The sequence below is a fragment of the Agrobacterium sp. fls2-241-TYG-188a genome (assembly GCF_030209845.1).
Map to the genome: position 1 here is coordinate 459,871 of NZ_JARVRD010000001.1, position 13,267 is coordinate 473,137.

A 13,267-nucleotide genomic window follows, 5' to 3' on the forward strand; every position below is an offset into this window, starting at 1 on the left:
CAACACGGCCATAGTTCCGGGAAAGTAGAACGATATGGCACTGCAGGATTTCGCATCCACCAATATAACATCTCTTTCGGGCCTGACTGAAGCCATTGCAAGAATTGCACGGGCGCGGAAACGTGAAGAGGTTGTCGAAACTGTGCGCGCCTCTGCCCGAGGCCTGGTGGGTTGTGACGGCATTGCAATCATCCGTCGAGATCGCGATCTTTGCCATTACATCGAGGAAGACGCCATCGGCCCGCTTTGGAAAGGGCGGAAATTTCCGGTCGCCTCCTGCATCAGCGGCTGGGCTATGTCGAATAGAAAGACTGCGGTCGTTCCTGATGTCTCCAAGGATGAACGTGTCCCTCAAGACCTTTATTCAGGCACATTCGTCAAAGCCTTGATCATGGCACCCGTTGGTGCCGACAATCCTGGCGGTGCTACGGGCGCTATCGGTGCCTATTGGTCGCATCCCTATGAGGCTACTCAGTGGGAAATCGATACGTTGGAGGCGTTGGCCAGTGCAGCAGCTTCGGCTTTTGAAACCGTTGATCTGATCGGATCGCTTTCGAACGATCTGGCACAGGCGCGCAGCCTCTTGCCTGATTACAGCGATGACCGGGGTGATTTGTCGAAGGATGTGGAACGCGTCGCTGGCATCAGTGCGGTCCCGGTCATTCTGGATGTTGTCCTACGCATGACAGGCATGGGCTTCGCCGCTGTCGCGCGCGTCACGAAAGACAGATGGATTACCTGCCTGTCGGTCGATCATTTTGGTTTTGGCCTGAAGCCCGGGGATGAATTGCCGATTGAAAGTACATTGTGCAATGAAATCCGCGATCATCGCGAGGCGGTGGTGTTTGACGATGCCGAAGTCGATCCGTTGTACAAGGATCATCACACGCCGCGTCTTTATGGATTGCGCAGTTACATCTCCGTGCCGATTATCCTTTCCAACGGTCAGTTTTTTGGCTCTCTTTGTGCCATCGACCCCAAGCCTGCCAAGGTGAACAATCCTCAGGTACTTGGTGCCTTGAGGCTTTTTGCGGAACTGATCGGACACCATCTCGATGCGGATGAAAGGCTGAAAGCGGCTGAGCAATCGCTTGAGCGTGAGCGGCAAGTGTCCGAATTGCGCGAACAATTCATCGCGGTGCTGGGCCATGACCTGCGTAACCCCATCGCTGCCGTGGACGCTGGCACCTCGCGCCTTATCAAGGAAGGATGGACTGAGCGTAGTCCGCTTATCCTGAAATTGATGAAGGCAAGCATAGGGCGCATGGGAGGTCTGGTGGATAATGTCATGGACCTGGCACGCGCACGGCTGGGCGGCGGCATTTCGCTCGACCTGGGCGAACACGATATCGCAACCACCCTTTCACATGTCATAGACGAACTTCTTGTGGCTCATCCCGAGCGAAAGATCGACATCAACGTCAACCTTTCGACGCCGATGCGCATAGACCGCTTGCGGATCGCCCAGATGTTTTCCAATCTTGTCTCGAACGCTTTGACGCATGGCGTTGAAGATGGGCCCATAACGGTCACGGGAGCTCTGGCGGATGGATTGCTGCGTCTGTCGGTCAGCAATCAGGGCGAGCCGATCCCGCCGGACACGATGGAAAAACTGTTCCAACCATTCCGGCGAGGCGATGTGCGCCCCACTATGCAGGGATTGGGGCTGGGGCTCTATATCGCTTCCGAAATCGCCAAGGCGCATAAGGGCACGATTACCGTTCATTCCGACCACGCGGAAACCCGCTTTACCTTCGAAATGCCTGTTTCCGCAGCCTGACGGTCAACGACGTTGATGGCGCCTCAGTCGAGACGCCGTCCTTCGCTGTCGAAAAGGTGGAAACGCGCCGGGTCGGCGGTTATTCTCAGCTTTTCCCCGATCTCTATCGCAGAGCGGCCCGGTACGCGGAAAACGATGGCGCTGCCATCCGCCATCTCCCCGTGAACGTAGCTTTCTGCTCCTACCAACTCAACGGCAGCAACCTCGACATCGATCTTGAAGGGGCTGCTCGACGTTTCATCGGCAATGACGATATCTTCCGGGCGGATACCGATTGTCTTTGCACTCGACGGGATCATCCCATTATCAGGCGCTTTCCACGCCGCTCCGTCGAGCGGCAACAGGTTCATCGAGGGGGAGCCGATGAAGGTTGCCACAAAACTGGTTGCTGGCTTTTCATAGAGTTCAATGGGTGTTCCAACCTGCTCGATGCGCCCGGCGTTGAGAACGACAAGCCGGTCTGCAAGCGTCATTGCCTCCATCTGGTCGTGGGTCACATAGATGCTGGTTGTCGCCAGAGAGCGCTGCAAACGGCGGATTTCGACGCGCATCTGGACGCGAAGCTTTGCATCGAGGTTCGACAGAGGCTCATCGAACAGGAATGCCGATGGCTTGCGCACGATCGCACGCCCCATGGCGACACGTTGGCGCTGGCCACCGGAAAGCTGGCGCGGCTTGCGTTCAAGGAACTGCTCGATTTCCAGCGCACGTGCCGCCTCGGTGATACGCCGATCGATCTTGTCCTTCGGTGTGTTCCGGTTTTTCAAACCATAGGCCAGGTTCTGGCGCACCGTCATATGCGGGTAGAGCGCGTAGTTCTGGAACACCATGGCGATGTCGCGTTCTGCTGGCTCCAGATCGTTGACCCGTTTGCCGGCAATATGGACATCTCCGCCGCTGATGCTTTCCAGCCCGGCAACCATGCGCAAAAGCGTCGATTTTCCGCAGCCGGATGGGCCCACGAGGACGATCATTTCGCCATCCTGAATGCTCAGCGAAACACCTTTGATCGCCTCGACATTGCCGCCATAGACCTTGCGGACGTCCTTGAGTTCGATAGTTGCCATTACTTTTCAGTCTCCACCAAGCCTTTTACAAACCAGCGCTGCATCAACACCACGACGAGAACCGGAGGAATGATCGCAAGGATGGCCGTGACCATCACGTAGTTCCAGGGTGTCGAGGCATCTGCAAAATCCACCATGCGGCGCAGGCCAATTATGATTGTGTTCATTTCGGCGCGATCCGTAACCAGAAGCGGCCACAAATATTGCGTCCAGCCGTAGATGAAGAGGATCACGAAAAGAGCCGCTATGTTCGTCGTTGAAAGCGGAAGCAGGATATCGCGCATGAAGCGGAAAGGTCCGGCATTGTCGATGCGCGCCGCCTCGACCATCTCCCCGGGGATCGTCAGGAAGAACTGACGAAACAGGAATGTTGCGGTCGCGGATGCCATCAAAGGCAAGGTCAGCCCGGCATAGGAATTGAGCAGGCCCAGATCGACGATCACCTTGTAGGTCGGCAGAATACGGACTTCCACCGGCAACATGAGGGTGACGAAGATCATCCAGAAGAAGCCCATGCGGAATGGGAAGCGAAAGAATACGATCGCGAAGGCAGAAAGAAACGAGATCACGATCTTGCCAACCGCAATTGCGATGGCAACGACGAAGCTGTTGAAGAGAAGTCGTTCCAGACTGACCCCAACCACCCGTTCAACGCCGCCGGAAATGGCTTCGTGATAGTTTTCCACGAGGTGTCCGCTGGGCAGAAGCGAAAGTGGTGGTCGCAGGATATCGGTAGATGTCGCCGAAGACGCGATGAATGTGTAGTAGATCGGAAATGCGACGATGATGATGCCGAGGATGAGCATCAAATGCGCCATCAAGGTTGCTATGGGTCGGTTCTGAATCATTGTCTGTCCCTCAACCGTAATGCACGCGTCGCTCGACAAAGCGGAACTGGAAGGCCGTGAGCGCGATGACGATGATCATCAACACAACGGATTGAGCCGCAGACGAGCCGAGATTGAGATTGACGAAGCCGTCGTTGTACACCTTGTAGACGAGCGTTTCCGTAGCCTTCGCGGGGCCACCGCCGGTGACCGAATGAATGATGCCGAACGTGTCGAAGAAGGCATAGACGGTGTTGACGACAAGCAGAAAGAACGTCGTCGGTGCAAGAAGCGGAAAGATGATCGTCCAGAATCTGCGGGCACCGCGCGCACCGTCGATGGCAGCTGCTTCCAGCAGTGATTTCGGGATAGCCTGCAGACCGGCCACGAAGAACAGGAAGTTATAGCTGATCTGTTTCCATGCAGCAGCGGCAACAACCAGTGTCATGGCCTGATTGCCGTCCAGCAACGGATCCCAGGCAATGCCATTGCGGCGCAGGATGTAGGCGAGGGTGCCCATGGCCGGATTGAACATGAACAGCCAGAGCATACCGGCAACCGCAGGCGCCACGGCATAGGGGATGATCATCATGGTGCGGTAAAAATTCTTTCCTCGCACGACAAGATCAGCGGCTGTGGCAAGCAGGAGTGCCACGCCCATCGACAGTAGCGCGGTTGCGATGCTGAAGACGACGGTCACCTGAAGGGCGTGCAGATAGTTCGGGTCGGAAAGGATGTCCGAGAAGTTGGCAAGGCCGACAAAGCTGCTTTGAAGGCCGAAAGGATCTTCCCGCATTGCCGATTGGTACAACGCCTGGCTCGCGGGCCAGAAGAAGAAAATGACGGTGAGCACAATCTGCGGTGCGACCAGAAAATAGGGAAGAATCTTGTTGGGAAAGACAACGCTTTGCACGTCGGGCTCCTTTGAGGCGATGCTGGCAAGCCGATAAAGCCGCGACCTCGATCCCGTAAGGATCTGAACGCTTGACCGGTGAAGACGACATCGCCATAGGCAGATTTGGAACATATGGAACGGTGTGGAATATTTATTCCAGACCGTTCCAGTTCATCGCAGATACGCTTGTACCTGCTGCAATATCAGGCTGGTTTATCGACCGATTGCCTGCTTGATGGCTGCGTTTCCGCGTTCGACTGCCTTGTCCAGGGCGGCCTTGGCGTCCTGCTTGCCAGCCAGCATGTTTTCAAACTCTTCGTTCATGATGTCTCGAACCTGCGGGAGATTGACGAGACGGACACCCTTTGAGTTTTCTGTCGGCGGCTTGCCCATCATCTGCAGAAGCGGCGTTTCGCGTGCCGGGTTCTTCTGGTAGAAGCCGGATGACTTCGTGTCCTCATAGGCTGCAAGCGTGACAGGCATATAGCCCGACACCTGATGCAGGCGCGCTTGGATCTTGGTCTGGGACAGGAAGTGGAAGAATTCCGCAGTGCCCTTGTATTCGTCGTCGGACTTTCCGCCGAAGACCCAAAGGCTCGCGCCGCCGGGAATAGTGTTCTGCGGACGGCCTTCGCCTTCGTAGTAAGGAAGCTGGCCGATGCCGTAGTTCATGCCGCTCTTCACGATATCGCCCAGACCGCCCGAGGATTCCGTGAGAATGCCGCATTCGCTCGACGTGAAGAGTTGCTTGGCTTCCGATGTGCGACCGCCATAGCGGAAGGTTCCGTCCTTGGCCAGATCCGCGATCGCCTGGAAATGCTTGACGAAGGGCTCTGCGTTGAATGCCAGTTTCACGTCCGTGCTGGCCAATCCGTTCTCATTGCTGCCATAGGAAAGGTTGTTCCAGGCTGCAAAGTTTTCGGTCTGAATCCATGTCAGCCACGTAGAGGTAAAGCCGCACGGCGCCGCGCCGCTCGACTTGATCTTCTTTGCGGCTTCGAACACTTCAGGCCATGTCTTTGGCGGATTGTCGGCGTTCAGGCCAGCCTTGGTGAAGATGTCCTTGTTGTAATAAAGAATAGGCGACGATGAGTTGTACGGGAAGGACAGCATGGTGCCGTCTGGCTTCGAATAATAGGCGACGATGCCGGGCAGGTAGTCTGCCTTGTTGAATTTGTAGCCACCCTTCTCCAGCACGTCAGCAACCGGGACGATTGCGCCCTGCGCGCCCATCATCACACCGCTGCCGGCATCGAAGACCTGAATGATGGCAGGAGGCTGCTTGGCGCGAAACGCTGCGATGCCCGCATTGAGCGTTTCACCATAGGTGCCCTTGAAAACCGGCATGATCTTGTAGTTGGACTGGCTTTCGTTGAATTCTTTTGAAAGCTGCTCGACAACTTCGTTGTTCGCGCCAGTCATGGCGTGCCACCACTGGATTTCCGTAGCGGCCATGGCACTTGATGCCATCAGCATAGCAGTAGCAGCGGCTGTAACCGAAGCGAGAACGACTTTCATGGAATTTCCTCCCTGACCATGAACGCAATTACGAAGCGACCGGAATCGCCTCGTTACTCTTTGCTCACTTAATCCAGTAGCCGCAACCCTTTTTTCATCGATTCGACGGCTATGCACATTAGCGCCAGTGAAAATAACGGAAACTCACTGGAAATGGTCGCGAAGAAGGAATGTGGCTGCCCGTTGGGATTTTGTTCTGGGCAGGAATATCGTAAATGGACATATCGATGTGATTGCGGAGACGGGAACGATATGGCTGCGAGCGAAAAGCTGGACGAAAAGGAAAAGCAGACGCACCGCAGGGGTTTTGGGGTTTCAACCGTTTATGAAACGCTTCGCAATGAGATCATCGAACTGAGACTTGCTCCAGGCAGCCCGATCGACGAAGTCCAGCTTTCGGAACGTTTCGAGCTTTCCAGAACACCCATTCGCGAGGCGCTGGTCAAACTGGCGGCGGAAGGTTTGATCACCACATTGACGAACCGCGCGACCATCGTCTCGCAGATCGATTTTCTGGGCCTGCCAGAGTTCTTCGATGCCTTGACGCTCCTGTACCGGGTAACCACAAGGCTGGCTGCCGCCCGGCACAGCGAAGATGACATTGTAAAAATCAGGGCGCTGCAACAGGCATTCGAAACGGCCGTCACCCAGAGGGATGTGCTCGCGATGATCTCGACCAACCGGGATTTCCATATTGCAATCGCCGTGGCAGGCGGAAACCGATATTACACGGAGCTTTTCACGCGCCTGCTGGACGAGGGGCGTCGCATTCTTCGCCTCTATTATTCCTCGTTCAATGACCTCTTGCCGCGCCAATATGTCACCGAGCATGAAGACATGATCAAGGTCATCGTCGAACGTGACATTGAAGGCGCCGACAGAATTGCGCGTGAGCACGCGGACCAGATCGTCCAGCAAATACGATCCTATATTGCCGCAGATGGCCGGGAAAGTCTCAGCCTTTCCCTGTGAAGCCGTCTGGGACGCACGCTCTGTATTTTATTTGTCGACAAGTTGGCGATGCCGTGTTAGGACCCTTGCACGATTGATCGGGCCGCGGCCCCAGCTTCAGCAAGGCGACAAACATGGCAGATTCCATTTTTACTGGCTGTATTCCAGCGCTTATGACGCCCTGCAAGGCAGACCGCACCCCTGATTTCGACTCGCTCGTTAAAAAGGGTAAGGAGCTGATCGCTGCTGGCATGTCGGCGGTTGTCTACTGCGGTTCCATGGGCGACTGGCCGCTGCTGACGGATGAGCAACGGCAGGAGGGCGTGCGTCGGCTGGCAGAAGCCGGTGTTCCCGTTATCGTTGGAACAGGAGCGATCAACACGAAATCCGCTGTCAGCCATGCGGCACATGCGGCCAAGGTTGGCGCCAAGGGCTTGATGGTCATTCCGCGGGTTCTGTCTCGTGGGTCATCAACCGCTGCGCAGAAAGCACATTTTTCCGCTATTCTGGAAGCTGCCAACGGACTTCCCGCCGTTATCTACAACAGCCCCTATTATGGCTTTGCCACGCGCGCCGACCTCTTCTTCGATCTCCGCTCGCGCTACTCCAATCTGATTGGCTTCAAGGAATTCGGTGGCAAGGCCGACATGACCTATGCGGCAGAAAACATCACCTCAGGTGATGACGACCTGACCTTGATGGTGGGCGTCGATACCGGGGTTTACCACGGCTTTGTCAACTGCGGAGCGGGCGGCGCCATCACCGGCATCGGCAATGCCTTGCCGAAAGAAGTCCTGCATCTCGTCTCCCTCTGCGAAAAAGCTGCCAAGGGTGATGCAGCCGCTCGCCGCGATGCTCGTGAACTGGAAGAGGCGCTGACTGTCCTGTCCACCTATGATGAAGGCCCAGACCTCGTCTTGCACTACAAGTACCTGATGGTGCTCAATGGTGAGAGCGAATACAGCCTGCACTTCAATGAAAGCGATGCGCTCAGCGACTCGCAGCGTCGCCAGATCGAGAACCAGTTCACGCTGTTTAAAAGCTGGTATTCCTCACGCTATCCAAACTGATCAGTTCTTTCCGGACATGGAATAGAATAGAATAGAATAGAATAAATAGAATAGAATGGATGCGCCTTTTCGGGCGCATCTTGCCTTCCGGCGGTCCTGTTGGCGCCATCAATATTGGTCTTAGTTCGCAACAGTTCCCGTCAGATTGAAACGCGTTTCGTCCATCCGCTCACGCTTGTATACGAACTCGATATTGCCGAACGCGATGGTGAAGTCTTTTTGAGCGGCCAGCATCGCGGCTAGATCCTTGACGTGGATGCGCTCCCCGACAATTGCCTGAACCAGCTGTGCGGCCTGAGACGCCAGTTCCTGACGCGACAGGACAGAGCCGAAATTCAGCTTGAGCCTGAAATTACTCCACACTTCGGCCTTCACACCACGGATCACCACGAAAACGGAGGGCTGGTGCGAGGTTTCCGGATAATCGATGAGGTAGCTGCACTCCCATTCGCCGCTTTCTCGTGCCAGGAAGGCTGGCCGTTCTCCAGCACCCAGATCAGCAAGGCCACGACACCTATTCTCATCGAAACGGGTTGCTGGTCGTGCACCAAGCAGTCTTCCGGATTTCAGACTTCCAACTTTGGGCGTTTGCTGCGGCCGCGCACCATCAACGACGGTTGCGTTGGCAAGCGTCGCGTTGAGACACAGAATTAGGAGCAGTATGAATGATCTCGCCATTCGCCCCGCGCAGGCCCCTGTATGATTCATACCCATGGGTGGTCATTACAGGTGTCTGGCCAAAAAATCACTAAACTTCGCGTAAGCTGCCGCAGAGTTTGTTTGGCGAAGCGCAAGTGTTGGTGTTTGCGGACCCAAGGTCGCGCAGGCAGCATGGCCGTGCTCGTTGCAGCACATGCTATCCGCCTTTTGTTTCACTCAGCTTTGTCAGATGCGCTTGCCTGTTTCCCTGTCAAACAGATGCACCGAAGCTGGATCGACGGCAATGCTGACCGTATCGCCGAAACGGATATCCAGCCGCTCCCGGAACAGGCAGGCAATATCTTCGCCCATGCAGTCCAGCTTGGCGTAGATTTCGGAACCGGTCCCCTCCACCAGTTCGACGCGCCCGGAGATGCCGTTTTCGGCAACGCGGATATGTTCCGGGCGGATGCCGTAGACAAGGTCACGACCGCCAAGTTCTGCGGGGTTTGCAGTCTGTGGCATGGGCAGGGTCAGCCCCTTGGTCGTACGGAACACGCCCTCTTCGACACGGCCCCTGATAAAGTTCATGGCGGGGGAGCCGATGAAGCCTGCTACAAACAGGTTTGCGGGCCGGTCATAGAGCTCCAGCGGTGCGCCGATCTGCTCAATGACGCCATCATGCAGCACGACAATCTTGTCGGCCATGGTCATGGCTTCCACCTGGTCATGCGTGACGTAGATTGTTGTGGTGCCGATGCGCTGGTGCAGTGCCTTGATCTCGCCGCGCATCTGCACACGCAGCTTGGCGTCGAGGTTGGATAGCGGTTCATCGAAGAGGAAGACCTGCGGATCGCGCACCAGAGCGCGGCCCATGGCAACGCGCTGGCGTTGGCCGCCGGAAAGCTGGCGCGGGTATCGGTCCAGCAACTTGTCCAGACCCAGAATGCCAGCCGCCTTGTTGACCTTGGCGGCGGTCTCATCGGCGCTGACCTTCTTGAGCTTTAAGGCAAAGCCCATATTGTCCTTGACCGTCATATGCGGATAAAGCGCATAATTCTGGAACACCATTGCGATGTCGCGATCTCGCGCAGGCAGGTTGCTGACCTCGCGCGCCCCGATGTGGATTTCGCCATCGCTGACCTCTTCCAGCCCCGCGATCATGCGCAACAGGGTCGATTTTCCGCATCCCGATGGTCCGACGAGGACCACGAATTCGCCATCTGCAATATCGATGTCGATGCCGTGGATGACGTTGACTGCGCCGAAGCGCTTTTGAACATTTTGAATATTGACCGGTGCCATGGTTTTGATCCCGTGATGAAAGCAATTCCAGCAAAGATGCCAAGCGGTTTTGCGTTCGGAGTTGCGTTAAGCAAAAGAGGTGGTTCAGCCGCCCTTGACGGCGCCAGCGGTAAGGCCCGCAACGATCTGTTTTTGCGCAAACATCGTCAGCAACAGAACCGGCAGGGTGACGATCAGAGCCGCCGCCGCAAGCGGCCCCCAGCTGACCTGCTCGAAGGACAGCATGTTGTAGACGGCGACGGGCAGGGTGCGCGTTTCACGACTTGCCAGCACGATGCCGAAGACAAAGTTGTTCCAGGAGAAGATGACCGCGAGAATGAATGACACGACGATGCCGGGCTTTGCGATGGGCAGTGCCACGAGCCGGAAAACCTGCCACGAAGAGGCACCATCCATGCTGGCTGCTTCTTCGAGCTCCTTCGGCGTCGTCTCGAAATAGCCGATCATGATCCAGACGACGATCGGAACAGTGACGACGAGATGGATGATGATCTGTGGCCAGAGCGTGCCGAGCAGGTTCAGCCATTGGAACAGAAGAAACAGCGGAATGAGGAAGGAGAGACCGGGCGTCATGCGTGCAATCATGATGACGATGGCTGCCTTTTCGGCCTTCAATCGCGCAATGCCGTAACCTGCGGGAACGCCGATGACGAGCGCAAGAAAGGTTGCTGCCCCCGTGACCAGAACGGAATTCCAGAAATAGAGGAAGAAGTTGTTCTCCTCGAAGACCTTCACGTAATTCGACCATGCGAAGCGTTCCGGGATGAGGATGGGTGGATAAGCACCGTTGTCGATCTCGTATTTCAAGGACAGCGAAATCATCCAGATGAAGAAAAGAATGACCGGCGAGATCATGACCAGTGCCACAAAAAACAGGCCGATACGGTCGAGGGTCTTGCGTTTCATCAGCGGGACTCCATCTCGTTCCACTGTGTTCTTGCGCGCACCATCAGAAGCACGAAGGACAGGGCAATGATGACGATGAAGAAAACGACGGCCATGGCTGAGCCGTAGCCAATATCGTAATAGGCGAAGGCTGTGTTGTAGAGATAGATGTTGATGGTTTCCGAGGCCGTGCCGGGCCCGCCCTGCGTCATCGCGTAAATGATATCAAAGCTTTTGACGGCATCGATGGAGCGGATGATGACCGCAATCATCAGAAACGGCGCAATCATGGGCATGGTCAGGTAGCGGAATTTCTGCCAGGCATTGGCGCCGTCGATTTCAGCGCTTTCGTAGGGTTCACGGGGCACAGCGGCAAGGCCGCCAAGGACGATGAGCATCACAAGCGGCGTCCACTGCCAGGTTTCCACGAGGACGAGAGACGGGATCACTGTGGACTGGTTGTAGATCCACTCGAGGGGCCCTATGCCGATGAGCGAGAGCAGATAATTCAGCACACCCAACTGCGGGTGGAACATCATGGTCCAGACCAGCGCGATGGCCACCGGAGTTGCCATCATGGGCATGACGAAGACGCCGCGCAGGAAGCCGCGCAATGGGAATTGCGCATCGAACAGAAGGGCTGCCAGCGTACCGAGAAACAGAGGCGCGACAACTGACAGCGTCGTATAGACCAGCGTGTGCCAGAGTGATTCCCAGAACCGAGCATCGCTGGCCAGACGAATATAGTTGTCCAAGCCGATGAAGCTCTGCTCCTGACCCAGCGTCCAGCGCTGCGCGCTCATCCAGAGTGTGAACACCCACGGAAACACGATGACCGCTGCAATGACGACGAGTGCGGGAATGACGAAAGGCCAGTAGTTGGGAGCAAGCCGCGTGGGCTTGCTCCTTCTGCTGATTGTTTTTGCCGACGCGGCAGTTTCTATGCTGACGGACACCATTATCCCTCGCTGCGTGCCAGAACAGGTGCGAACTGCTCGGTCGCCTTCTTGAGTTCGGTTTCCGGGTCTGCCCCGCCGATCATGTTGGTGAGACCGACGCCATAGATATCGCGGAACTCGGTGACGGGAATGATGACGGGAAGGGCAAGCCTGGACACCTTGCCGGAACCGACGACGGCGTCCAGCCATTCGGCAGGCATCTTGACGCCTTGCCGAACCTTCGCGTCTTCCAGAATGGACTGGCGGAACGGGACGCCCGCACCCGCCTGCAACAGACGCGCACCCATTTCATGCGAAATGGCCCATTGGCAGAACAGGTAAGCAGCTTCCTTTTTGGTGGAGGCTTCAACGACGCCAAGACCATCCCCGAAGGTGCCTGCAGCCTGCTGGGCCGGACCCTTTGGCATGACACCGTAACCGGCCTTGCCGACGACGCGGGACTTTTCCGGGTTTTCGATGGGCGGAGCAAAGCCGACACCATCAAACCACATGCCAATCTTGCCCTGAAGGAAGGCAGATTGCGCTTCTGCCCAGTTGAAGCCGGAAACACCCGGAGGGGCCGACTTCGTCATCAGCCGCTGGTAAAGCTTTGCGGCCTCGACAGCTTCACGCGTCGTGGTGTCGATCTTGCCGTTTACGATGGGAGCTGCGCCATAGCCCAGCATCAGAGATGTCCAGACGGGCGTGTTGGCGTTCTTCAATCCGCGCGCCACGAAGCCGTAGGTATTGGTCGACGGGTCGGTGATCGCTTCTGCGGCGGCAACAAGTTCATCGAAGGTCTGTGGATACTTCAGGCCCTTGGCTTCGAACAGTTCCTTGTTCCAGTAGAGGATCCAGTAATCCACGGAGAAGGGCAGCGAGCGAAGGACGCCATCGCTATCCTTGGCAAACTGCATTCCCGCTTCGGCAAAATCACTCTCTACCAGCGAAGGGTCGGTGAGTGTCGGATCTTTCAGGAAGCCACTGATATCGGCCAGCCATTTGCCTTTTTCGAACTGGCGCTTCTGCACGTGGTAGCTCAGGTGGACCACATCGAAGCTCGGTCTGCCGGAAGACAGCTCGATCACGACCTTCTGCCGTTGCTGCTGTTCAGGCGTCGCCTCGGCATTGACCTTGATGCCGGTCAGTTCCTCGAATTCCTTGATGTATTTCAGCAGTGTTTCGCTGCGCGGGCTTTTGACGAGATTGACCTCGAGCGTGGTCCCGGCGTGTTTCTTCCAGTCAACCGCTGCCGAGGCGGGACGAATGCCGAATGCAGCCGTACCGGCAATGGCTGCCGTTCCGGCCATGAAGGCACGACGTGTAGGATTAAGCAGAGAGTATGTCATGTTTTCCTCCTCTTGTGTGGCCGAAAATCTCCTCACCCCCGGC

At 56.4% G+C, this 13,267-nt stretch carries 12 protein-coding genes; 3 read left to right on the top strand and 9 right to left on the bottom strand.

Translation table 11 applies throughout. The features are described from left to right. The first annotated feature begins 34 nt into the window (after positions 1–34). Complete coding sequence (locus tag QRN85_RS24460; RefSeq protein WP_350225061.1) at positions 35–1,780, top strand: ATP-binding protein; 1,746 nt, start codon at positions 35–37, stop codon at positions 1,778–1,780. Positions 1,781–1,803: 23 nt separating this feature from the next. Here QRN85_RS24460 and QRN85_RS01975 read toward each other — a convergent pair whose 3' ends face one another. From QRN85_RS01975 to ugpB, 4 genes are all read right to left on the bottom strand, one after another. Further along, positions 1,804–2,847, bottom strand: a complete 1,044-nt coding sequence (locus tag QRN85_RS01975; protein ID WP_284757055.1) for a sn-glycerol-3-phosphate import ATP-binding protein UgpC — start codon at positions 2,845–2,847, stop codon at positions 1,804–1,806. Next, the gene (gene ugpE, locus QRN85_RS01980) at positions 2,847–3,695 is read right to left on the bottom strand and encodes a sn-glycerol-3-phosphate ABC transporter permease UgpE (protein WP_062588223.1); all 849 of its coding nucleotides are present in this window, start codon (positions 3,693–3,695) and stop codon (positions 2,847–2,849) included. The genes QRN85_RS01975 and ugpE overlap by 1 nt, the downstream gene beginning before the upstream one ends. A gap of 10 nt (positions 3,696–3,705) precedes the next feature. Continuing rightward, entirely contained in the window at positions 3,706–4,587 is an 882-nt protein-coding gene (gene ugpA, locus QRN85_RS01985; RefSeq protein WP_062588221.1) for a sn-glycerol-3-phosphate ABC transporter permease UgpA, read from the bottom strand. Between the two features lie 195 nt (positions 4,588–4,782). Then, positions 4,783–6,087 (bottom strand): sn-glycerol-3-phosphate ABC transporter substrate-binding protein UgpB, encoded by a 1,305-nt coding sequence (ugpB, locus tag QRN85_RS01990; RefSeq protein ID WP_113091893.1) that lies wholly within the window; start codon positions 6,085–6,087, stop codon positions 4,783–4,785. Between the two features lie 252 nt (positions 6,088–6,339). On the opposite strand from ugpB, the gene QRN85_RS01995 reads away from it, so the two are divergent. Both QRN85_RS01995 and QRN85_RS02000 read left to right on the top strand, forming a co-directional pair. Then, the gene (locus QRN85_RS01995) at positions 6,340–7,059 is read left to right on the top strand and encodes a GntR family transcriptional regulator (RefSeq protein WP_113091892.1); all 720 of its coding nucleotides are present in this window, start codon (positions 6,340–6,342) and stop codon (positions 7,057–7,059) included. A gap of 113 nt (positions 7,060–7,172) precedes the next feature. After that, on the top strand, positions 7,173–8,108 hold the full coding sequence (locus QRN85_RS02000; protein WP_113097919.1) for a dihydrodipicolinate synthase family protein: 936 nt from the start codon (positions 7,173–7,175) through the stop codon (positions 8,106–8,108). Between the two features lie 120 nt (positions 8,109–8,228). On the opposite strand, the gene QRN85_RS02005 is transcribed toward QRN85_RS02000, so the two are convergent. The 5 genes from QRN85_RS02005 to QRN85_RS02025 all read right to left on the bottom strand — a co-directional run bounded on the left by QRN85_RS02005 (position 8,229) and on the right by QRN85_RS02025 (position 13,224). Beyond that, on the bottom strand, positions 8,229–8,786 hold the full coding sequence (locus QRN85_RS02005) for a DUF6030 family protein (protein WP_062588214.1): 558 nt from the start codon (positions 8,784–8,786) through the stop codon (positions 8,229–8,231). 207 nt (positions 8,787–8,993) lie between these two features. After that, positions 8,994–10,052, bottom strand: a complete 1,059-nt coding sequence (locus QRN85_RS02010) for an ABC transporter ATP-binding protein (RefSeq protein WP_113091890.1) — start codon at positions 10,050–10,052, stop codon at positions 8,994–8,996. A gap of 84 nt (positions 10,053–10,136) precedes the next feature. Beyond that, on the bottom strand, positions 10,137–10,958 hold the full coding sequence (locus tag QRN85_RS02015) for a carbohydrate ABC transporter permease (RefSeq protein WP_062588210.1): 822 nt from the start codon (positions 10,956–10,958) through the stop codon (positions 10,137–10,139). After that, positions 10,958–11,896, bottom strand: a complete 939-nt coding sequence (locus QRN85_RS02020) for a carbohydrate ABC transporter permease (protein WP_062588208.1) — start codon at positions 11,894–11,896, stop codon at positions 10,958–10,960. The genes QRN85_RS02015 and QRN85_RS02020 overlap by 1 nt, the downstream gene beginning before the upstream one ends. Next, on the bottom strand, positions 11,896–13,224 hold the full coding sequence (locus QRN85_RS02025; RefSeq protein WP_284757056.1) for an ABC transporter substrate-binding protein: 1,329 nt from the start codon (positions 13,222–13,224) through the stop codon (positions 11,896–11,898). The genes QRN85_RS02020 and QRN85_RS02025 overlap by 1 nt, the downstream gene beginning before the upstream one ends. Positions 13,225–13,267 lie beyond the last annotated feature (43 nt).

What these genes read in the sequence shown, in the direction of transcription:
- QRN85_RS24460 (WP_350225061.1), top strand. Translation starts at nt 35, where the DNA reads ATGGCACTGCAGGATTTCGCATCCACCAATATAACATCTCTTTCGGGC.
- QRN85_RS01975 (WP_284757055.1), bottom strand. Translation starts at nt 2,847, where the DNA reads ATGGCAACTATCGAACTCAAGGACGTCCGCAAGGTCTATGGCGGCAAT.
- ugpE (WP_062588223.1), bottom strand. Translation starts at nt 3,695, where the DNA reads ATGATTCAGAACCGACCCATAGCAACCTTGATGGCGCATTTGATGCTC.
- ugpB (WP_113091893.1), bottom strand. Translation starts at nt 6,087, where the DNA reads ATGAAAGTCGTTCTCGCTTCGGTTACAGCCGCTGCTACTGCTATGCTG.
- QRN85_RS01995 (WP_113091892.1), top strand. Translation starts at nt 6,340, where the DNA reads ATGGCTGCGAGCGAAAAGCTGGACGAAAAGGAAAAGCAGACGCACCGC.
- QRN85_RS02000 (WP_113097919.1), top strand. Translation starts at nt 7,173, where the DNA reads ATGGCAGATTCCATTTTTACTGGCTGTATTCCAGCGCTTATGACGCCC.
- QRN85_RS02005 (WP_062588214.1), bottom strand. Translation starts at nt 8,786, where the DNA reads ATGGCGAGATCATTCATACTGCTCCTAATTCTGTGTCTCAACGCGACG.
- QRN85_RS02010 (WP_113091890.1), bottom strand. Translation starts at nt 10,052, where the DNA reads ATGGCACCGGTCAATATTCAAAATGTTCAAAAGCGCTTCGGCGCAGTC.
- QRN85_RS02015 (WP_062588210.1), bottom strand. Translation starts at nt 10,958, where the DNA reads ATGAAACGCAAGACCCTCGACCGTATCGGCCTGTTTTTTGTGGCACTG.
- QRN85_RS02020 (WP_062588208.1), bottom strand. Translation starts at nt 11,896, where the DNA reads ATGGTGTCCGTCAGCATAGAAACTGCCGCGTCGGCAAAAACAATCAGC.
- QRN85_RS02025 (WP_284757056.1), bottom strand. Translation starts at nt 13,224, where the DNA reads ATGACATACTCTCTGCTTAATCCTACACGTCGTGCCTTCATGGCCGGA.